Origin of the sequence: Achromobacter sp. UMC71, from assembly GCF_014170305.1 — a bacterium.
GTDB lineage: Bacteria > Pseudomonadota > Gammaproteobacteria > Burkholderiales > Burkholderiaceae_B > Achromobacter.
The window spans coordinates 253,341-273,888 of record NZ_LZZT01000045.1; the positions used below are offsets into that span (position 1 = coordinate 253,341).

A 20,548-nucleotide genomic window follows, 5' to 3' on the forward strand; every position below is an offset into this window, starting at 1 on the left:
ACTCAGAATCGCGGAATGGCGTTGAAGTTTATTGGCATATTCTGCAGAGCACGCTGCGTATTCTCCCGGTCCTGCTGCGCCTCCCGTTGCGCCCGAACCTGAGGATTGGTGTAGACAGAGCGCCAGCGCAAATAGCCCCATTGAGAGTAGAACTCCCGTCCACCGGCCTGCAACGGCACGGCATTGGGATTTGCTCGATAGGCAACCAACTCTGCCCGCTCTTCCTTGCTGGGCATCAGTGGCCACGCCAGATCAGCCCGACCGGTCGATACATATTGTTCGGCCAACTTTTCACGTTGGTCCAGTTGTTTGAGACGATCACGCTGGATACTCATCCACACGTCGTCATCCTTTCCAAGAGGCTTGAACCAGGCCCTTGAATCGTGCACATAATTGTCCAACAGATCGATCACCGCCGCGACGGGCTTGCCAGGAAGATTCCAGACCGTGCGCATCTGATCCAACCATATCTTCTCTTTGTTGCCTCGCAATACCAACATGACACTGTCATATAGCCGAGCGCCTTCGGCACCTGGCATCGCATTCGGCACGGAACTGCGTTCAAGCGCATTGTTCGCAGTCAGCGTTTGCACCTCCAGCAGCAACTCGTTATTGGCTTGCACCAGATCTTCGTAGTCCTCAGGATTGTTCGATTTGGCCCGCAGCGCACTGGGAATTCCGCCCAACCACTCAGGCCCCCGATCAACCCGAAGGCGTCGCCAGCGCACATACTGAACGTAGTGGTTGTACATGATTCGACGGGTCGATGATTGCTCACTAGATATATCTCGCGTGTTCTCGACGTAGGCATTGAATGCGGTGCGCAGGTTGGACGACACGTCAAACCGAGCCTTGTCGCGTGCAGGCGCCGTGTGCAACCTCAAGGGCACGCCTGCCTTCACGGCTTCCCGATACATATCGCACAGAGGAATTTGCGACAGCTTATCGCTGTCCGTCATCCCTCGGCCTTGCTCTGCGGGCTTGTAGCCGCCGCCGACGTCTGAATGCACCCCCGGATAGACGATCTCTTCGTAGCCGCGGCCATCGATCAAGTCCAGCGGAAATGATCCTCGTACTTCGTGCGCTGCGACCATATGGACACAGCGAGTGACCATGCTCGGAATTTCCATGTCTTCCTTGCTTGCCCACGCTCCATGGCCGTCCCACAATTCACCAGGCGCCGACTGCGCAATGCCGGCCGAGGCCACTGTGTCGTACAACCCCATGAAATCAATGACGACAGGAATACCCCCAAGGCGCAAGACGCCGTCGCCGCGAGGGGTATAGAAAGACATTCCTTCGGGCACATCGCAGGCGTCCTTGAGCCAATTGGCAAACACGCGTGCCTCGGCCGCACCGCGAGAAAAGCCAAAGATGGAGACTCGAATGCGCTCTACTTTTGGGTTTGTGGATAGGTAACCAGACAGCATCTGCCGCATCTCACGGTTACGACGTGACAACACGGAATAGCGTGCCATATTGTTCGGTTTGGCTTTGTGAACGCTCCACACTCTCAAAGCAGATGAACCCAGACCTTGGGCGCGTCGAATCGCGATGTCCGCCGCATCGCCAGGCGTTGCTCCAGCGGAGGACGCAAAAGGAAGAGTGGCGCCCTTCGCCAGCTCTTCTATCTGCAAACCGGACATCGACATATCTGTGCTCATTTCCCGAACCAGCGTTCGCGTGTCCTGCCTTAGCGAATCTGTCAAAGTGCTATTCGGTACGAAGTGCAAATACAGGTTGTTCTGAAATTCCAGCAGCGCCCAATTGATGCGGCCTTCTCCGCCCCATCCCGCCGCCGCTCCCGCCTGCGCATGCACGCCAGTTCCCGGATCACCCACCTTATCGATACACGGAGTGCCCACGCCTTCGACATAGGTACGAAATCGGTGTTGGCGCGCGCTGTAACTGGGGTCTTTCTTATCGTCAAATACGTTATGCAACCTCGCCACGTTCGTCTGCGTGTTGTCTCGCGCTTTGTCCGACACATACATGTTATTGCGCGTGCCATCAAAGAAAAATCCGAAGAACAACTCGATCGAGCAATCCGTGCCGGCCTTTTCGCCCATCTTCTGGCAGGCCTTGCGTTGCTCCTGGAAATCCAGATCCGTGGGGATTTCGCGGCACGGGCCGGCGAAGCGGAACTTGAACGTCATGATTGCGGCTCCAGGCGGGAGGCATCGGGCGTGAGTGCCGAATGGGTGGGACTGAGCAAGCCGTGACGGCGCAGCAGCGTCAGGGCATGACGATAGGCGAGCGCGTCGTGGTCCACGCCGCGACGCGCCAGGCGTTGCACGCCTTCGTCAATCAGGCGATGGGCCGCGGCCGGACTGCAGGCCAGCTCGCCGAACAGGCCGGCGCGCAGTTGCACGAAGCGCAGGATGGCGTCCGGCAGGGCCCGTTGCTGCAGTTGGCGCTGTTGATCGGCGTCGATCCGATAGGGCGCCGGCACGATGCCAGGCGCGGCGGGCGAGCCGCCTTCGATCGAATGCAGCTCACCCGAGCGGTCCACATAGGACCAGCGCGAGATGCCTGCCAGCAGGCGCTGGCGTTGCGCGGCCGTCAGCACGTCGAGCAGCGCCGCCAGCGCCCGCGTGTCCGCCAGGCGCAACAGATAGGCGCGGCCATCGGCGCCGACGGCCTCGATCTGCGCGCGCAGGTGGTCGGCCAGCTGTTCCAGCGTGGCCTCGCTGAACAGCAGGCTGAGCATGGGCTTGCCCCGCGCAAGCGCCATCAACCTGTCGCACAGCGGTTGGCGCAGCGCGGGCACCCACGGCAGGCGCAGCAGGTAGGGCGCGACCTGGTCCAGGCCTTCGCCTTCGTAGCGTCCGGCATAGAGCGAGCAGTAGTCTTCGGCCTCGATCCAGCGCGCCAGCCGGGCGGGCAGCCCTGGCGCAAAGGCGGCGTCGAGCAGCACATAGCGCTCAACGGGCTGCGGCTGGTTCCACGCGGCGTCGTACAGCGCCTGGCCGACGGCGGGGCTGGCCGGATCGATCCAGGTATCGCGGTCCTCAAGCATTCTTCACCGTCATGGCCTGGCCGCCCGCCGCGGCTTGCTCGGCGCAACTGACGCAGACGCTCTCGGGCATCTGCGGAAACGGATAGGGCAAGCGGTCGGGGCCGGCAAAGCGCTTGTCGCCAGTCTTGACGTCGATGCGCCCCGGCGCGGTGACGGTGATGTTGCCGCCTTCGAGCACAATGCTGGCGCCCGCCGCCGTCGCGATGCGGATGCGCTTGGGCGCGGCGTATTCCACCGCGGTCTGCGCGCTGCCGATGGTGATGTCCTTCTGCGCCTGCACTCGCAGGATGTCGTGCTGGGCCTGCACATCGACGTTGCCCTTGGCCGAGATCAGGTCCAGCCCCGAGTCCGCCCCGCCCTGCTGCAGGCCGGCGACGATGCCCAGGCCCTGGCCGGTGTGCAGGCGCAACGCGCCCATCACCGCCAGGTTCTGGTCCTTGCCCGCCGACCAGTGCACGGCCTCGCCGGCCGTCACTTGCAGGTGCTTGGCCGCGACCTGTGCCAGCCCGGCGCGCGCGGCCATCAGCACGACGGGATCGGTGGGGTGCGGCACTTTGCCTTGCGCGGCCTGCGTGTGCCTGGCCGAGGCATCGCCGCGGGCGCCGTCCAGGCTGTCGCCCGCGACCGTGCCCGAGACCGCGCGGTGCATGGCCGCCAGCGGCGCCTTGTCGCCATCCAGCACGCTGGCCTGCGGGCCCTTGGTGCCCAGCGCCGTCGCCAGCCGCAGGCCCTGGTGGGCGCCGACCACGCCGTCCAGCGAACGCGCCATCTGCTCGGTCTGGCTGGCCAGCGCCTGTACGCCCGCCGCATCGCCCACGGCGCTGGCGTTGCCGCCGGTGGCGCTGTAGGTGGTGAGCAGCACGCCCGCGCCGCCGCGCACGGCCCCGTAGGCGTCGGTGCGCAGTTCGGCGCCCACGCCGCGCAGGCCGCCGCGGTAGTTGCCGGCCTGGTGGATGAGATGGCCCAGGTTCAGTTCCGAAGCGTCCTGGCTGCTCTTGACCTGCATGCGCAGCTGGCCGTCGGTGTCGTCGAACACGATCTGGTTGTAGCCCGCGCCGCCGAATTCCTTGCTCTTGAAGCCGGTCAGCGCGGCCGCGTTGCGGTGGTTGTCGTCGCCTGCGGCCGCCCCGTGCCAGGCCGGCGCGTTGCCCGCGGCCAGGTTGGCCTGGGCGCTGGGCGCGTTGTCGCGCGCGGCGGCGTAGACCTGCGTATCGGTCGCGCTGCCCGCGCGCCCGCCGGGCGTGGCGGGCGTGCCGCCTTCGCCGCGACCGTTGTACAGCGCGCCCACGACGATGGGCTGGTCGATGTCGTCGTCCAGAAAGCGCACCAGCACCTCTTGCCCGATGCGCGGCACGAAGCTGATGCCCATGCCGGCGCCGGACTGGCGCTGCGCCACGCGCACCCAGCGGCTGCTGGCCTCGCCGTCCTGGCTGCCCGCCTGCCAATGGAATCTGATGCGCACGTCGCCACGCTTGTTGCGCAGGATTTCGTCGCTTTGCTTGGGTTGCGTGCCGCCTTCGGCGTCGGTGACCACGGCGGTGTGCACGCCATGGACCGAGGGCGCGCCGCCCAGGCGGGCGCCGCGCGTTGCCGGCAAGGCGGGACGCCAGGGGCGGTCGCAGCGCACCGCTTCGAAGCGATTGGCGTAGCCGACTTCGCGGGCCTTGGCGAGGACGGCGGGGTCGGGAGAGATCGAGGCCTCATCCCACGTCGAATCATCGCCGCGTATGGTCTCTTGCGGCGCGGCAACAGCCTCGCTATCCAGCGTCAGATACGCATCCAGCCCACCCAGGCGCTGCGCCAGCGACGCGCGCGTTTCGGGCGGCAGGTTGTTGATGCCCACGTGCTCGATCCAGTCCAGCGCGAAGACCGGCTCGAATCCGGCTTCGTCCGTCGGCCCCAGCGACGACATGTCCTGCAGCGTGAAGCGCGTACCCGAGCGGAACGTGCGCACCACGCCGCGCCCGGTGAAGGTCTCGGCGCGGGCGCGCACGGCCTCGCGCGCCAGTTCCGCCTGGCGGCGGGCCTGGGCCTCGTTGGCAAAGCCGCCGTGGCCGGCGATGTCGTACCAGTCCAGCCCCGCCGCATCGTCCTGCCCATTGGCCGCGTTGACCAGCGCCTGCGCGGCGACCGCGCGCTTGCCGCTGTCGTGCCAGCCCAGCACCGTGATGCTGTCGGGCGTGCGGCGGCGCTGGCGCACCAGGGCCTGCACGGTGTCGCGCGATTCCGTGGCGCTGGCGCGCTGGAACCGCACCCCGCCGCTGGACGATTCCGCGTCTTCGGCCAGGGTGCGGCTGTCGGCAAAAATCTGCACCACGTGGCGCGCGGGCACCTCGGCGTCTTCCAGCACGGTCCAGCCCAGGCCGGCCTCGGCCAACAGGCGGCTGATGAAGGCGTAGTCGGTCTCGCGATACTGCGTGGTGTAGGGGCGCGGCGCCAGGTCGGCCAGCGCCCCTTCGACGTCGGCCGCGATGCGGTAGACATAGCCTTCATACGTGTCCAGCACATGGCGCACGATGTCCAGCACCGGCTTGTTCTCAAACAACCGGCTGGCACGCCGCTGCGTGGCCAGCCACAGCCAGGGCACCACCGTGAGCCGGTAGCGCGCCAGGCCCGCATCGCCGGCCAGCAGTTCAGCCTCGCGCACCACGCCGCTGCGGCCGCTGCGGCTGCCATCGGCGCGGGTGGTCCAGAGGGTAACGGGGCGCGAGATCATGTCCTGCAACGACAGGCCGGCGTCGTCCGACAGGGCCACCACGCGCAACTGCGCCACGTCCGACAACGCTTCGCGGCCGATCCAGCCTTCGACGTGCAGCGAGGCCAGCGCCCCCTCGCCTTGCAGGCGGTAGAGGCGGGCCTCGGAATTGAACAGGCCCGCGGTCGCGGTCGTATCCATCATGAGGAAAACCTTATTCAGCAGCGCTCAAGGCTCGGTGTGAGCTTGCGCATTGGGACATTCCGGAGCGGTGCCCCAGTGGCCCGCGCAAACGCGCAGGCGGCATTGTTCGCTTTCAAGGAAACCGAGCTTGCGACATTCCCCCAGGCGGGTGGACAGCGAAGACCCCGGCAGCTCGCGGACGAAGATGCCGTCGGTCTTGTAGACCTTGGTGCCAGGTGGCGACGCGGGCGGCAGACCGTAGGACATCAACGCCGCCAGCAGGGCCGCGTCACTGTCGTTGCGTGGGGCGGCCTTGCCGCGCGCGGGTGCGGCGGCAGCCTTGGGCGCACCCTTGGCCGTCGTGGCTTGCGGGGCGGCGGCAGTCGCCGCGGCGACCGTGCCGTCGCGCGCACGCTCGGTGCGCTGCGGGGCCGGGCCAGGCGCCTTGGCCGACGCCGCAGCCGCAGGCTTGTTGGGCGCGGCGGCCGTCACCGCAAGCGCGGCCAGCGGATTGGCGGGCTCGCGCAAGTCGGCCTGCGCATCGGGCTGGGTCAGTTGCGCCAGCGGATGGTCTTCGATGATGGTGGCCGCATTGGACGGCGGCGCTTCGGCATTGGCCCGCGCCGGCGCTTGCCCCGCAGCCGGCTGATTGAGCGAGGCCGTCGGCAATGCGGCGTTCGGCGTCGTGGCGCCTGACGGTGAAGTGCCCGGCACGGTGGCGCCGGACGTGGGCAGGCCGGACGACACATCGGCGTCCGCGCGGGCCACGACCAGAGGCAACTGCGCCGTGTCGTACACCGCCCACAAGCCCGCGCCCACTGCGCCTAGAAACAGCAGCAGCAACACCACCAGCGGTGTCTTGGAACGCGTCTTGGGCGGCAGGTGCTTGACCTCGGCGTCGGGTACGCGGCCTTCGAGCGTGGCGAGTATGCGCGACGACTGCCGCTCATCCGGCGTGGATGAGCGCCCGGCCAGCAAACTTGGAATAGAGGGCGGTGGTCGCGATCTTTTTTCGTCTTCTGCCATGCGAGGTCCCGTGTTGGCTGGGGCGCATAAAACCCCTTTTAACCAAGGTGTCCGAGAATACCTGATGACATCTTTTAGATCACGGCTTCTTGTTACGATTCCTAAAGCATCGACGCTGTCTGCAACGCCCAAGCGCTTGCCTCAATCCCGAATAGAACAAAAGATTACGCCTTCGTGATTGAGGGATACCGTTGCTAGTTCTACTGCCCCTATATTTTCTGCTCGCGATAGGCGTTTCCGCGTTGCTGGTTTTCCCGTCCTTGCGGGCCGCAACCGCGCGAAGCGCGCGTGCGTTCGCGCAGGGATTTCGCCGCCGCGTCACCCGGGGCGCGGGCCATGCCGGGGGTATGGTCGGGGGCTCGGCGCAAGTGGTACGAGCAGGCGTCGGCAGGGCCGGAAATACGTTTTCCATCTACCGCTGGCAGATCGCCGCGGTGCTTGCGGTGGTGTTGCTTCCGTCCCTTTTCGCTTTCGTCATGCGACACAATCACACATTTATTTACGAGGACCGGATGGCCGGTCCGGACCCCAGAATCCAGGCATTGCTGACGGGCGAAAGGCTGGTGCCGCCGCCGCCCCTGCCCCCCGAAGTCTTCACTACGCGCGAGGTTGAATTGGTGCGTCCGAACCTGGGCGGCGCAAGCCGCGACTGGAACCTGCTGGATGCGGATTACCGCCAGCGCCTGCTAGCCGCGTATCGCGTCATGCGTGAAGAGCATGGCTACGAAATGGTGTTGATCGAGGGCTATCGCAGCCCCGAACGCCAGGCCGAACTGGCCGACAAGGGATCGCACGTGACCAATGCCGGCGCCTACCAGAGCTATCACCAGTACGGCCTGGCCGCGGACAGCGCGTTCCTGCGCGACGGCAAGGTGGTGGTGTCCGAAAAAGACCCCTGGGCCATGCGTGGCTATGAACTGTTCGGCGAAACCGCCGAGCGCGTCGGCCTGACCTGGGGTGGCCGCTGGAAGCTGATGGACTTCGGCCACACCGAGCTGCGCCGCCCCGGCGTGATCCGCCGCGACGCCGGAGCCGCGCAATGATGGGCCGCCTCTTGAAGACCGGCCTCGTGCTGGCCCTGGTGTTTGGCATCGTCTGGCTGGGCGTCATCATCTGGTGGCAGGAATCGCGCACGCTGCCCACCGGCGTGGATATCGGGCTGTACCTGTTCGCCTTGCCGCTGGCCCTGATTGCGGCGGGCTGGGCCGGCCTGCGCATCGTTCGCGCACGCCGCGAGGCCCGCGCCGCCGCGGCCGCGGCCCCCAAGACTGATGGCGCCGCGGCGCAGGCCCCCGCCGCCGCCGCCGTGACCCGCCTGGTGGCCCTGGCCGGCGCCGCCCGCGCCGCGCCCGGCAGCGATGCCGCGGCGATCCACGACGCGCTGGCCGAGCAACAGCGGCCGGACCTGGACCCCCAGCTGACGAACGCGCGCGGCTTTCCGGTGTTCAGCGCCCGCGCCGAGCACCTGGATATCGATGCCCTACGCGAAGCCGCCCACGCCGACAAGGCTCCGCAGGCGGCGTGTTCGGATGACCGCCTGCGCGCCACGGCGCTGCTGTGCGAGGTGATTGAAACGCTGTCGCAAGAGGCCCGCGGCCACGTGCTGGATCACGGCACGCCGGAACGCGACCATGATTGGCCGCTACTGCAGCTGGAGCTGCTGCTGCCCGCGCAATGGCCGCAGGCCGCGCGCGACCACGCGCAGGAACAGGCCCGCACGGCGACCGTGTGGGCGCCCTCGCGCCTGACCGTGCAGTTGCACAAGGCCGACGACACGCTGGCCAGCGACAGCCTGCTGCGCCAACTGGCGCTGGAACCACTTGCCGCGGACCGCGCCCCGCTGCGCATCGTGGCCGCGGCCGATTCCTATATTGATGCGAACGTGGTGCAGGACTGGGATGCCGGCGGCACCTTGGTCAGCACCGCCACGCCGCAAGGCCGCGTGCCCGGCGAGGCCGCCGCGGGCCTGCTGCTCGATCTGGCGCAGACCGCGCCGCCCGACGCCAAAGGCGCCCCGCCCGCCCTGCCGCCCGAAGGCGCCTTCGCGCTGACGCTGTCGGCCATGGCGCACCGCGCGACCGACGCTGACGCGCGCGGCGCCGCCAGCGAACCCATGCTGACCGAACTGGCCACCCACTTCCTGACCCAGCACGCGCGGCGCGCGGACGACATCCGCGCGCTGATCAGCGACGCCGACCACCGCGGCAGCCGGCCGCTGGAAGCCGCGGGGCTGGCCAGCACGCTGTTTCCCGCGCTGGACCCGAACCAGGATTGCCTGGCGGTCGGCACGGCCTGCGGCTACACCGGCTCGGCCGCGCATCTGCTGACCCTGGCCGTCGCGGGCCAGGCCAGCACGCAGGCCGAAGCGCCGGTGCTGGTCGTCATGACGCAAGACCCGGCGCTACGCACGCTAGCGCTGGTGTCCCAACCCCTTTCCCCCTCCGCTTGACCCCTATAAAAACAGCCAAAATCATGCGTAGCCCTTCAGGTTTCTTCTCCGGTATTTCCAGCGCCATGAGCGAAGGCAGGCACTGGACCTCACGCGCGCTGGGCAACCCGCGCCTGTTCATGGCGATCGGCCTGATCGCCCTGGTCGTGTTCCTGTTCCTGTTCGCCGACACGGTCGAGATCGGCCTCGTATGGGCGGGCATCGCGCTGGGGATCTTCCTGTTTCTCTGGCTGTGCGCCTTCCTGTGGCGCCGGCGCCGTGCGCGGCGCGCCAACAAGAACCTGGGCGACATGCTGGAACAGCAGGTGCAGACGGGTGCGGCCGCCGCCAACCGCGGCGAGGTCGAGGCGCTGCGCACCCGGTTGATCCAGGCGGTGCGCACCATCAAGACGTCCAAGATCGGGCAGGTGTCGGGCAACGAAGCGCTGTACGAGCTGCCCTGGTACATCGTGATCGGCAACCCGGCCGCGGGCAAGAGCAGCGCGGTCATCAATTCGGGGCTGCAATTTCCCTTCGCCGACAAGAACGGCGCGGCGGTACGCGGGGTGGGCGGCACGCGCAACTGCGACTGGTTCTTCACCACCGAAGGCATCCTGCTGGACACGGCGGGCCGCTATTCGGTGCACGAAGAAGACCGCAATGAATGGATGGGCTTTCTGGACCTGCTCAAGCGCTATCGTCCCAAAGCGCCGATCAACGGCATCATCGTGGCGGCCAGCATCGACGAGCTGACGGGCGCGGGCCCCGAGTTCGCCATCAACCTGGCCAAGAACCTGCGCCAGCGCGTGCAGGAGCTGACCGACCGGCTGGAAGTGTTTGCGCCGGTCTACATCATCTTCACCAAGGCCGACCTGATCTCGGGCTTCAGCGAGTTTTTCTCCGACAACGACCAGCGCGAGCGCGACCGGGTCTGGGGCGCCACCCTGCCCTACGGCGCGGAAGAGAACCGCGACGTGCTGGCCCTGTTCGATGAACGCTTCGACGAGCTGTACGAAGGCCTGAAGGAAATGGGCACCGCGCAGATATCGCTGCGCAACAGCCGCGACCTGCCGCCGGGCCTGCTGACCTTCCCGCTGGAATTCGCGGGCGTCAAGCCCGCGCTGCGCACGTTCCTGTCGACGCTGTTCGAGACCAATCCGTTCCAGTACAAGCCGGTATTCCGCGGCTTTTACTTCACCAGCGCCTTGCAGGAAGGCGTGTCGCAAAGCACGTCGACCGAACGGCTGGCCGAGCGCTTCGACCTGCGGCCGGCGCCGCGAGGCCAGGCCCGCAATGTGTCGTCGCACAACGGATTTTTCCTGCGCGACCTGTTTTCCAGCGTGATCTTCGCCGACAAGAAGCTGGTGCGCCAACACGCCAGCCCGGCCAAGACGCGCATGCGCTATCTGACTTTCTTCGGCCTGGTGCTGGCGCTGGGGCTGGTGCTGGGCGGCTGGAGCTGGTCGTACCTGGGCAACCGCCAGCTGGCGCAGAACGTGCAGGCCGACCTGGACAAGGTAGTGCGACTGCAAAGCGAACGCACCGATCTGCAAAGCCGCCTGGAGGCCATGGAAATCCTGCAGGACCGCATCGAGCAGCTGGACCGCTATTCGTCCAGCCGGCCGTGGTCGCTGGGCCTGGGCCTGTACCAGGGCGACGTGCTCAAGGAACGCCTGCTGGCCGAGTACTACAACGGCGCGCGCCAGTTCATGCTGAGTCCGGTCAAGGCCAGCCTGGAAGACTTCCTGGCCAAGGTGGACATGTCCGGCGCCGCCGCGGCCGCTGGCGGCACGCCGCAGCCGGCGCCGCAGGCCCCGCGCACGCCGCACAACCCGGGCGGCGACACGCTGTTCCAGGATGCCTCGCCGACCAACGCCGACGACGCCTACAACGCGCTCAAGACGTACCTGATGATGGCCAATCACCAGCACGTCGACCCTACCCACCTGTCCGATCAGATCACGCGGTTCTGGCGCGGCTGGCTTGAAACCAATCGCGGCGCGATGCCGCGCGACCAGCTGATCCGCAGCGGCGAGCGCCTGATTTCGTTCTACGTCAGCCGCGCGCCCGATGCGGGCTGGCCGCAGATCGACACCAATCTGGCGCTGGTCGAGAAGACCCGCGCCAGCCTGCGCGCCGTGATGCAGGGCATGCCGGCGCGCGAACGCGCCTACGCCACCCTGAAGGCGCGGGCCGCCACCCGCTTCCAGACCATGACGGTGGCGCGCATCGTCGGCGAGAACGACGCGGGTGTGGTGGCCGGCAGCTACGCCATCCCCGGCACCTTCACCCGCGAAGCCTGGGAACAGTACATCCAGCCCGCCATCAACGAGGCCGCCAAGAAGGAAGTGCAGACCAGCGACTGGGTGCTGGGCGTGAACGCACGCGACGACCTGACGCTGGACGGCAGCCCCGAGCAGATCCAGAAAAGCCTGGCGACGATGTACAAGACGGAATACGCCCAGGAATGGCAGAAGTTCCTGCGCGGCGTCACCATCAAGCCGTTCACCAGCTTCGAGCAGTCGGTGGGCGCGATGAACCGCCTGGGCGATCCGCAGACCTCGCCCATCGCCAAGCTGATCAACACCACCTACGAACAGACCTCGTGGGACAACCCGTCGCTGATCAACGCCGGCCTGCAGCAGGCGCAAAGCGGCGTGGTGGGCTGGTTCAAGCGCGTGATCCTGCGCCAGACGCCGCCCGCGCCGGCGGCCACCACCACGGCCAATGGCGAAGCGATTCCGATGGGCCCGGTGGGCCGCGAATTCTCGGACGTGGCGCGCCTGGTGGTCACGCGCGAGAACCAGTCGCTGCTGGGCAACTACATGGGTGCGCTGTCCAAGATCCGCACTCGCTTCAACCTGCTGAACAATCAGGGCGACCCCGGCCCCGGCTCGCTGATCCTGCTGCGCCAGACGCTGGAGGGCAAGGATTCGGAACTGGCCGATGCGCTCAAGCTGGTGGACGAGCAGATGCTGGCGGGCCTGTCGGCCACCCAGCGTGAAACGTTGCGGCCGCTGCTGGTGCGGCCACTGATCCAGGCTTACTCCGTAGCGATGCAACCGGCCGAGTCCGAGCTGAACAAAGTCTGGAACGCCCAGATCTACCAGCCGTTCAACCTGACGCTGGCCGAGAAGTACCCGTTTGCCGCGCGCGCCAGCGTCGAGGCCAGCAGCGACGAAATCGGCCAGGTATTCGGCCCGCAGGGCAGCATCGCCAAGTACGTCAACGACACGCTGGGCCCGCTGACCGTGCGCCGCGGCGACATCCTGACGGCGCGCACGTGGGGCGACATGGGCATCAGCCTGCAGCCGACCTTCACGGCCAATTTCGCGCAGTGGGTGGCGCCTTTGTCGGGCGGCGCGGCGGGCAGCGGCGCGTCCAGCCAGCCGCAGACGCTGTTCCAGATCCAGCCCAAGCCGGCCTCGGGCGTCACCGAATACACCATCGAGATCGATGGCCAGCAATTGCGCTACCGCAACACGCCGCCGCAGTGGGTCAACTTCGTGTGGCCCAACGCGCAAGGCGCGCCGGGCGCGCGCATCACCGCCACCCTGTTTGACGGCAGCGTGGTCGAGGTCGTGAACGAACCGGGCCGCTTCGGCCTGGAACGCCTGATCGCGACCGCCCAGCGCACCGCCAACGCGGACGGCAGCTTCAATATGAGCTGGGCCAAGTCCACCGTGACGGTCCCCGTGAAACTGCGCATCATCAGCAATGCCCAGGCGCCCGGCGCCGGCGGCAGCGAGCCCGGCGGCAGCCAGGGCCTGCGCAACCTGCGCCTGCCCTCTTCGGTGGTGGGCGCCTCCCCCGAATCCTCCGCCCAGACGCGACCCGGAGCGCCGCAATGAGCAACTTGCAGTCCCCCCTGTTCCGCACGGCCTACTTCGGCAAGATCCCGGCCCGCGGCGACTTCGTCAAGAACACCTCGCACCCGCAACTGATGGCCACGCTGGACGCCTGGGTCGCCAACACCATGGAGCTGCTGGCCCAGGAGCCGCACTGGAAGACGCTGTACGACGAGGCCGAGCCGATGCCGTTCGCCATTCTGGGCTCGCGCGGCAAGCTGGCCATCGCCGGCCACCTGCAGCCCAGCCGCGATCAGTCGGGCCGGCGCTTCCCCTTCCTGTCCGCCACCTCGGTGGAGGTGCAGCGGCCGCTGGAATTCATCGCCCGCAGCCCCATGGCCTTCAGCCGGCTATGGAACCGCATGAGCGGCACGGCGGCGCTGCTGATGACCGACGCCGACCCCGGCGCGGCCTTGCAGACGCTGAACGAGCTGGAGGGCGAGATCCGCACCGAGGCCGATGACGGCTTTGACGCCTTTGTCGACCTGCAGACAGTGGAACGCCTGGAAGCGATGCTGCGCGGAAATGGCCACGCGGCCCGTATTCACGACATCATCCTGGCGCTGGGCATCCTGCTCGAACCGGTGATGTCCAGCGGTTCGTCGCAACTGGATCGCGGCCTGGCGCTGCCGCTGCCCGACGATCCGCTCTACCGCAATCTGGTGGCCTCGTATTGGATGACGCTGATCGCGCCGTTCCTGTCGCGCGCCGACTTCGAGATCACGGTATTCATCGGCCGCATCGCCGGCAAGCACCGGCTGGTGGCGGGCTTTCGCGGCGCTTCGCCGCAGACACTGGCCAGCCTGCTGTCTACGCCGCAGGCCTTTGCCGAGCAGCACATCGTGCTGGAAGACGCGCCCTGGGTGCGCAACCACGTGTCGGCCAGCCATGGCCTGGCCAAGCTGTCCAGCTACCTGGACCAACCGCGGTTGTCCTTGCGCCTGGCGCTGGATACCTACCGCGAAGTCTTCACCGGAGCCTGACCATGCGCGTCTCTCTCCTGATCCTGGCGGCGCTGCTGTCGTCCGCCGCCGCGGCGCAAGACGGCGCGACCGTCGTGCCCGCCAATGTCATCCCGCAGCCGGGCCAGGTGGTGGCCAGCGGCGCCGTGCCCGACGAAGCCACCAAGGCCGACGTGCTGACGCGGCTGCAGCAGGTGTATGGCGTGGGCAATGTGATCGATCAGATCGAAGTGGGCGGCGTGGTCGCCCCGCCCAACTGGTCCGAACACGTGGGCAAGCTGATCGGCCAGCCGCTCAAACAGATCAACCGCGGCCAGTTGGAAGTCGACGGCACCCAGATCCGCCTGCGCGGCGAGGTGCAGAACGAGGCCTCGCGCCAGCAGATCGCCAGCGCCTTCGCCACCTCGCTCAACCCCACCTACAAGATCGTCAACGGCTTGCGCGTGGCGGCCGGCAAGGACGAACAGGGCTTGCTCGACAAGGTGCTGACCAACCGCGTGGTGGAGTTCGAGACCGGCAGCGCCACGCTGACGGCGCGCGGCCGCGAATTGCTGGACCAGGTGGCCGACGTGGTGCCCAAGCTGCATAGCGACAAGGTGCAGATCATCGGGCACACCGACAGCTCCGGCAGCCGCAGCACCAACCTGGCGTTGAGCCAGGCGCGCGCCGACGCGGTCAGGGCCTATCTGGTGGACAAGGGCTTGCCGCCCGGACGCTTCGAAACGCTGGGCGCGGGACCTGACCAGCCGGTGGCCACCAACGCCACGACCGAGGGCCGCGCCAAGAACCGCCGCATCGAATTCCGGGCCAGCCGGTAAGCAGGGAGACAGCCGCCACGGCCAAGGGCGTGGCGGCTGGACCGGCGGCCAACACGCCGTTTTGCGGGCCCCGGCAGCGCCTGGGGCCCTGTCCGCATCAACCGTTGCTGTCGGGCGGCTTGGGCACGCCCAGCAATTCTTCCAGGCCCGACAGGGCCTCGCCGTTCTTGACCACGGTGCGCAGCCACAGGTGCAGCGACATTTCGCCCCAGCTGGCCGCCTTGTCGGCCAGGTAGGCCACCGGACTGTGGGGTTCGGTGCGGCGGAAGAATTCAGCCACTTCGCGCAATTGCGCCAGGGCCTGATCGCGGGTTTGCAGCGGGCCGCGCGCGGGTGCGGGCGCGGCGGACGGGAGGTCGGCGGCAGCGGTCAAGGTGGGCTCCATCCGGATGGCGGGCGCGCCGGCCGGCGATACGGCCGAGGCCGCGGGCGGCGCCAGGTCGGCGCGCACCAATAGGCCGGCCTCGCGGGCGAAACGGTGCACAAGTTCGGTCACGTCCTGCAGGGCCGTGCGCAGCGGCGTGAACGCCGGGCCGTCATCGCCCAGGCGTTCGGTCAGCGTCAGTTCCAGCACGTCCACCGCGGCAAAGCAGCTTTGCAGCTGGCTTTCGAGATCAGAATAGAACGCCGGCGGCGTGTCGCGGCGAGCCGCATCGAACTGGTCCAGCGTGACCTTGCCGCGCGACATGTCGGCCGCGTTCGAAGGCGTGCGCTTGATGGCATTGGCCAACTGGCTGGCGCTGTCCCACAGCACCGCGCCGAAACGCCCGCCTTCGGATTGCGTCAACGGCAGTTCGCGCACCAGTTGCTGCGAGCGCGCCAGCAGCCAGGCCAGGTTGCCGACGCGCTGCTGCGCGTCGCCTTCGTCGGGTACGGGATGCAGGCCTTCCCAATAGTGGCGGCACAGGCCATCGACCAACAGGAAGCCGTCGCGCAGGCCGGCAAAGCCACGGGTCTTGGCCCAGGCCTCGGCCAGCCAAGCGGCCACGCGCACATCCTTGCTGCGCTGGGTCAGCACCTCGGTGCAGATGCGAATGACTTGCGGCCAGTCGGCCTCTTTGATGTCGATGACCCAATCACCCTGGTCCAGGTGCGGATCGTCGTGGCGGCGGGCCTCGCGGATGGCGTCGAATTCAGCCGAGAAAACCATGTCGGCGCCACAAGGCGCCGGGCCGGGAATGGGCTGCAACAGTGCGTCGATATCGCTCATAGGTTCCTGAGTCGTGGCGGCGTCGAAAGCAGCGATGATCCCATATCTGTAACGACGTTACGTTCTAAGATGACACGTCCTATTACAAAGCGCATCAGGCACCCTGGATATCATTCAAGCTCTCCAAAAACTGGGAGTCACGATGAACAAGTCATTCCATATGATGCCCGACGGCCGCTTCATCAATGGCACGCCGCGGCGCTGCCCGGACGGCACCTACGTCGGCGACGGCGGGCCGATCACCCGTGCGCCTGACGGCACCTACGTGGCTGGCACGCCGCAGCGCGCGCCCAACGGCCGCTACGTGGGCAGCGGCGGTCCGGTACGCATGGCGCCGGACGGCACCTTCGTGGTGGGGCCTCCCCGCATGGCGCCTGACGGCACCTATCTGTAAGCAGACATAACTTCACTATCGGAGCAACGGACGGCCATGGCGCAGCGATCCGTAATACGCAAGGGCGACCGCACCTCGCATGGCGGCGTGGTCGTCACGGGCGATGAATCCGTCCAGATTTTCGGCCAGCCCATGGCTCGCTTGGGCGACCGCGTCACCTGCCCCAAATGCGCGGGCCAGCACACCATCGTCGAAGGCGTGCAGAGCGTCAGCTCGGACCGCCGCACGGCGCTGGAAGGCATGAAGACGTCCTGCGGCGCCACCCTGATCGCCAGCCAGCAGTTCTATCAGCTGGAGCACGGCGGCGGCGCGGGCGGCGGCGCGGGGGTGAATGATGCTGCGGCGGCCGTGCGGGCCGGGGCGCCGGCGGCATTGGCCGAGGCGATTGCGCCGCAGGACGCGCCCGCCAAATGCGGCCACGTGGACGACACCCTGAAACTGACCGAGCAGATGTTCGACGCCAAGCGCGCGCCCGTGCGCATGACCGGTCCGTCGGCCTACCAGCCGCCGGCCGGCCAGGCCCGCGAGGGGGACGACAAGTGCGTCATGTACGAAGCCTGGCCGGGCGGCCAGCGCGTGCCCGTGGTGCTGGAGCCGCGTGAATCGCCCTGGACCGGCAACCTGTTGCAGCGCTCGCCCGCCGAGATCACCGAACGCCTGACCGAGCAGCCCCAGCCGCAGCCCGAACAGGTGGCCAAGAGCCTGGGCGCGGCCCCCAAGGCGCTACTGCAAGGCCGTGACCTGCAGATCCGGATCGCGCGTGGCATGTCGCTGGAAGACCGCGTCACCCGCCTGAACGCGCAGGTCGTCAAGGGCCCGCCGTGGGCCGACCCCACCCGCGAGGCCCATACGGTAGGCGAAACGGTGTTCTCCCGCATCACGCTCTACAGCATGCCGGGCGAACAGGGCATGATCGACCATGCGGTGCTACACGAGCTGGCCCACAGCTACGCCAACAACACACAGGTCGACATGAAAGCCTGGGCGGCCGCCGCGCGGTCCGATGGCAAGGTGCCTTCCGAGTATGCCAAGGCCGGTCCGCAAGAAGACTTCGCGGAATTCGTGGTGATGGCCGTGGCGACCCAGGGCACAGGCTGCGAACAGTACGCCCGGTCCCAGTACCCGGCGCGCTACGCGCTGCTGGACGGCATGAATCTGCTGGACAAGGCGCCAGCGACGCAAAGCGCCTGAGGCCGCCGACGGCGCGGGGACTCAAGGCGCGGGATGCCGACGCCCCCTCGGCATCGCAGGCGCCGGCATCCACCCGGCGCGTGCGTGCATTCGGCGTCCCCGGGTTCATCCCGCCACGCCGATTTGCACACGCCGGCCTCCCGCAGTACCATACGTTTCATATACAAACCATATACGGAACGTCCACCATGGGCATCGTCAAGATCTCCGAGCAGATGCATGAAAACCTGCGCGTCGCCAGCGGCGCGCTCAGCCGGTCCATCAATTCCCAGGCGGAACACTGGATGCGCATCGGCATGCTGTCCGAGCTGTACCCTGAACTGCGCCACGCCGACATCTGTCAGCTGCTGATCCGCATCGAGCAGGCGGAAGGCTTCAGCATCGCGGCCCTGTCTCAGGGGCAGCCGCAGCCCGGCCAGCAGGAGGCCGCGTAAATGGCGAAGAAGGTTTCGATCAAGTCCGCCGCCGATATCGCCATGGCCCGCAAGGCCGGCGCCCTGGCCGCGGAAGTGCTGCACATGATTGCCGAACACGTGCGCCCCGGCGTCACCACCGACGAGCTGGACCGCATCTGCCACGACTACATCGTCAATGTGCAGCAGGCGATTCCCGCCAACGTCGGCTATCACGGCTTTCCCAAGACCATCTGCGCGTCGGCCAACCACGTCATCTGCCACGGCATCCCGTCGGCCAAGGTGCTCAAGAACGGCGACATCCTGAACATCGACGTCGCGGTCATCAAGGACGGCTGGTACGGCGACACCAGCCGCATGTACTTCGTGGGCCAGCCCAGCCCGCTCGCGCGCCGGCTGGTCAACACCACCTACGAAGCCATGCGCGCCGGCATCCTGGCCGTCAAGCCGGGCGCCACGCTGGGCGACATCGGCCACGCGATCCAGACCGTCGCGCACCGCGAGCACTTCAGCATCGTGCGCGAGTACTGCGGCCATGGCATCGGCCAGATCTACCACGACGATCCCCAGGTGCTGCACTACGGCCGCCCGGGCGAAGGCATGGTGCTGCAGCCCGGCATGATGTTCACGATCGAGCCGATGATCAACGCCGGCAAGCCGCAGACCAAGCAACTGCCCGACGGCTGGACCGTCGTCACCAAGGACCGCTCGCTGTCGGCGCAGTGGGAACACATGGTGGTGGTGACGGAAACCGGCTTTGAAGTGCTGACGCCTTGGCCGGATGGCTTCGGCGACTACCCGCCGATTCCCTGAGGACGCGCGGCGGACATTCCGCGCGGGTGCCTGCGCCCGCCTGATCATGTCGGCCCACAGCAATTAACGGAGTGCGGCCAAGCCAGGGCCCGATCATGATCGGGCCCTTATCGTTTCCGCGGCGCCGCCGCCCGCCTCCATGCCCGCCCTGCCCCCGGCCTTCCGGCGCCTTGCCGCGTCCAACCTGGCCGCCCAGTTTTCCGAACAGATCGCCCTGGCCGCCGCCCCTCTGGTGGCGGTGCTGGCGCTGGGCGCCGGCGCGGCCCAGACCGGTTATCTGCAGACCGCGCAGACCCTGCCGTTCCTGCTGCTGTCACTGCCGGCCGGCGTGCTGGCCGACCGCATGCCGCGCCGCGCGCTGATGACGGCCGCCGAGTGCGCGCGCGCGGCCAGCCTGCTGGGGCTGCTGGCGTTGATGGCCGTGGGCGGGCTGAACCTGGGAGGGCTGGCGGCGCTGGGATTCCTGGGCGCGATCGGCACCGTCGCCTATAACGTGGCCGCGCCCGCGCTGGTGCCGACGCTGGTGCCGGCGCGCGATCTGGGCAGCGCCAACCGCTGGCTGGAACTGGCGCGCAGCGCGGCGTTTTCGGCCGGGCCGGCGGTCGGCGGCGCGCTGGTGGGATGGATCGGCGCATCCGTCGCCTATGGCCTGGCCACGGCCTTGTCGCTGCTGGCGGCCACGCTGCTGGCAGGCCTGCCGCAAGAAGCGCCGCGGTCCACGCCGCGCCGGCGGCTGTGGCGCGAACTGGGCGAAGGCGCGGCCTTCGTCGCGGCGCATCCGCTGCTGCGGCCGGTACTGGTGACCGCGGTGTTTTTCAATACCGCCTGGTTCGTGCTGCAGGCCGTCTACGTGGCCTACGCGGTCGAGCGCCTGGGCCTGACGGCGGCCGGCGTGGGCATCACGCTGGGCATTTATGGCGCGGGCATGCTGGCCGGCGCGCTGGCAGCGCCCTGGCTGGCTGGCCGGTTGCGCTTCGGCGCCTTGATCGCGGCGGGTCCGCTGTGCGCGCTGGCGGCCAGCCTGATCCTCTTGTCTACCCTGGCCATGCCGTCCGGCGCCTGGGCCGCCGTGGGCTTCTTCCTGTTCGGCGCCGGACCGATCCTGTGGACGATTGCCACCACCACCCTGCGCCAGGCTGTCACGCCCAACGCACTGCTGGGACGCGTGTCGGCGGTGATACTCACCGCCACCTTCGGGGCGCGGCCGATCGGCGCGCTGATCGGCGCGGCGCTGGCCTCGCAGGTAGGCCTGCAGGCCTGCCTGTGGGTGTCCAGCCTGGGCTTTGCCGTGCAATTCGGAGTGCTGTTCGCCTCGCCGGTGCTGCGGCTGCGCAACCAGCCCGAGGCCGTGGCGGGCTGAGGTGCGTTGCGGCGCCGTGGCTCACCTGGACTGCCCGCACAATGCCGTGACGCCCTGGCACCGCGACTTCTGTTGCGCCCACGGATCGGCGGATCTGTATCTGTCGGGCCGCGCCGCCTGCCGCTAGACTGGCCCGGTGCTGCAAGGCGTCCTCGCGCGGCGCCTGCTTTCCGACTCCTCGTTCATCG

The 20,548-nt window shown here is 67.8% G+C and carries 15 protein-coding genes; 10 read left to right on the forward strand and 5 right to left on the reverse strand.

Annotation, left to right across the window (positions count from 1 at the left end; all coding sequences use genetic code 11):
- Window positions 1–2 precede the first annotated feature (2 nt).
- Genes A9974_RS22060 through A9974_RS22075 form a run of 4 tightly spaced genes read right to left on the reverse strand, consistent with a single transcriptional unit; the run spans window position 3 to window position 6,875 of the window.
- Window positions 3–2,156 (reverse strand): DUF2235 domain-containing protein, encoded by a 2,154-nt coding sequence (locus A9974_RS22060; protein WP_183006301.1) that lies wholly within the window; start codon window positions 2,154–2,156, stop codon window positions 3–5.
- Window positions 2,153–3,019 carry a DUF4123 domain-containing protein gene (locus tag A9974_RS22065; RefSeq protein ID WP_183006302.1) on the reverse strand — a complete coding sequence of 289 codons (867 nt, stop codon included), beginning with the start codon at window positions 3,017–3,019 and terminating at the stop codon, window positions 2,153–2,155. Before A9974_RS22065 ends, A9974_RS22060 begins: the two co-directional genes overlap by 4 nt.
- Window positions 3,012–5,918 carry a type VI secretion system Vgr family protein gene (locus A9974_RS22070; RefSeq protein WP_255468289.1) on the reverse strand — a complete coding sequence of 969 codons (2,907 nt, stop codon included), beginning with the start codon at window positions 5,916–5,918 and terminating at the stop codon, window positions 3,012–3,014. Before A9974_RS22070 ends, A9974_RS22065 begins: the two co-directional genes overlap by 8 nt.
- Before the next feature lie 24 nt (window positions 5,919–5,942).
- Entirely contained in the window at window positions 5,943–6,875 is a 933-nt protein-coding gene (locus A9974_RS22075; RefSeq protein WP_183006303.1) for a hypothetical protein, read from the reverse strand.
- 239 nt (window positions 6,876–7,114) lie between these two features.
- Between A9974_RS22075 and A9974_RS22080 the strand changes: the two genes are divergently transcribed.
- The 5 genes from A9974_RS22080 to A9974_RS22100 all read left to right on the forward strand — a co-directional run bounded on the left by A9974_RS22080 (window position 7,115) and on the right by A9974_RS22100 (window position 14,979).
- Window positions 7,115–7,966, forward strand: a complete 852-nt coding sequence (locus tag A9974_RS22080; RefSeq protein WP_183006304.1) for a M15 family metallopeptidase — start codon at window positions 7,115–7,117, stop codon at window positions 7,964–7,966.
- Window positions 7,963–9,372: a hypothetical protein gene (locus A9974_RS22085; protein WP_255468290.1), complete on the forward strand. Its 1,410-nt coding sequence runs from the start codon at window positions 7,963–7,965 to the stop codon at window positions 9,370–9,372. The genes A9974_RS22080 and A9974_RS22085 overlap by 4 nt, the downstream gene beginning before the upstream one ends.
- 65 nt (window positions 9,373–9,437) lie before the next feature.
- Window positions 9,438–13,202 (forward strand): type VI secretion system membrane subunit TssM, encoded by a 3,765-nt coding sequence (tssM, locus tag A9974_RS22090; RefSeq protein ID WP_370539674.1) that lies wholly within the window; start codon window positions 9,438–9,440, stop codon window positions 13,200–13,202.
- Window positions 13,199–14,182: a type VI secretion system-associated protein TagF gene (tagF, locus tag A9974_RS22095; RefSeq protein WP_183006306.1), complete on the forward strand. Its 984-nt coding sequence runs from the start codon at window positions 13,199–13,201 to the stop codon at window positions 14,180–14,182. Before tssM ends, tagF begins: the two co-directional genes overlap by 4 nt.
- Window positions 14,183–14,184: 2 nt before the next feature.
- Window positions 14,185–14,979, forward strand: a complete 795-nt coding sequence (locus A9974_RS22100) for an OmpA family protein (protein WP_183006307.1) — start codon at window positions 14,185–14,187, stop codon at window positions 14,977–14,979.
- A gap of 97 nt (window positions 14,980–15,076) precedes the next feature.
- Here A9974_RS22100 and tssA read toward each other — a convergent pair whose 3' ends face one another.
- Complete coding sequence (gene tssA, locus A9974_RS22105; protein WP_183006308.1) at window positions 15,077–16,189, reverse strand: type VI secretion system protein TssA; 1,113 nt, start codon at window positions 16,187–16,189, stop codon at window positions 15,077–15,079.
- A gap of 142 nt (window positions 16,190–16,331) precedes the next feature.
- Here tssA and A9974_RS22110 point away from each other — a divergent pair, with 142 nt between their 5' ends.
- The 5 genes from A9974_RS22110 to A9974_RS22130 all read left to right on the forward strand — a co-directional run bounded on the left by A9974_RS22110 (window position 16,332) and on the right by A9974_RS22130 (window position 20,360).
- Window positions 16,332–16,583, forward strand: a complete 252-nt coding sequence (locus A9974_RS22110) for a hypothetical protein (protein ID WP_183006309.1) — start codon at window positions 16,332–16,334, stop codon at window positions 16,581–16,583.
- A 36-nt stretch (window positions 16,584–16,619) separates the two neighbouring features.
- On the forward strand, window positions 16,620–17,774 hold the full coding sequence (locus A9974_RS29535) for a PAAR domain-containing protein (protein ID WP_255468291.1): 1,155 nt from the start codon (window positions 16,620–16,622) through the stop codon (window positions 17,772–17,774).
- A gap of 188 nt (window positions 17,775–17,962) precedes the next feature.
- Window positions 17,963–18,208, forward strand: a complete 246-nt coding sequence (locus tag A9974_RS22120) for a ParD-like family protein (protein WP_025137936.1) — start codon at window positions 17,963–17,965, stop codon at window positions 18,206–18,208.
- Window positions 18,209–19,000, forward strand: coding sequence for a type I methionyl aminopeptidase (gene map, locus A9974_RS22125; protein WP_183006310.1), 792 nt, complete (start codon window positions 18,209–18,211; stop codon window positions 18,998–19,000). It abuts the gene before it with no gap.
- 139 nt (window positions 19,001–19,139) lie between these two features.
- On the forward strand, window positions 19,140–20,360 hold the full coding sequence (locus A9974_RS22130; RefSeq protein ID WP_183006311.1) for an MFS transporter: 1,221 nt from the start codon (window positions 19,140–19,142) through the stop codon (window positions 20,358–20,360).
- The last annotated feature ends 188 nt before the right edge of the window (window positions 20,361–20,548 follow it).

Excerpts from the sequence above, each read along its gene's own strand:
- A9974_RS22060 (WP_183006301.1), bottom strand. The coding sequence starts at position 2,156 with ATGACGTTCAAGTTCCGCTTCGCCGGCCCGTGCCGCGAAATCCCCACG.
- A9974_RS22065 (WP_183006302.1), bottom strand. The coding sequence starts at position 3,019 with ATGCTTGAGGACCGCGATACCTGGATCGATCCGGCCAGCCCCGCCGTC.
- A9974_RS22070 (WP_255468289.1), bottom strand. The coding sequence starts at position 5,918 with ATGATGGATACGACCGCGACCGCGGGCCTGTTCAATTCCGAGGCCCGC.
- A9974_RS22085 (WP_255468290.1), top strand. The coding sequence starts at position 7,963 with ATGATGGGCCGCCTCTTGAAGACCGGCCTCGTGCTGGCCCTGGTGTTT.
- tssM (WP_370539674.1), top strand. The coding sequence starts at position 9,438 with ATGAGCGAAGGCAGGCACTGGACCTCACGCGCGCTGGGCAACCCGCGC.
- tagF (WP_183006306.1), top strand. The coding sequence starts at position 13,199 with ATGAGCAACTTGCAGTCCCCCCTGTTCCGCACGGCCTACTTCGGCAAG.
- A9974_RS22100 (WP_183006307.1), top strand. The coding sequence starts at position 14,185 with ATGCGCGTCTCTCTCCTGATCCTGGCGGCGCTGCTGTCGTCCGCCGCC.
- tssA (WP_183006308.1), bottom strand. The coding sequence starts at position 16,189 with ATGAGCGATATCGACGCACTGTTGCAGCCCATTCCCGGCCCGGCGCCT.
- A9974_RS22110 (WP_183006309.1), top strand. The coding sequence starts at position 16,332 with ATGAACAAGTCATTCCATATGATGCCCGACGGCCGCTTCATCAATGGC.
- A9974_RS29535 (WP_255468291.1), top strand. The coding sequence starts at position 16,620 with ATGGCGCAGCGATCCGTAATACGCAAGGGCGACCGCACCTCGCATGGC.
- A9974_RS22120 (WP_025137936.1), top strand. The coding sequence starts at position 17,963 with ATGGGCATCGTCAAGATCTCCGAGCAGATGCATGAAAACCTGCGCGTC.
- map (WP_183006310.1), top strand. The coding sequence starts at position 18,209 with ATGGCGAAGAAGGTTTCGATCAAGTCCGCCGCCGATATCGCCATGGCC.
- A9974_RS22130 (WP_183006311.1), top strand. The coding sequence starts at position 19,140 with ATGCCCGCCCTGCCCCCGGCCTTCCGGCGCCTTGCCGCGTCCAACCTG.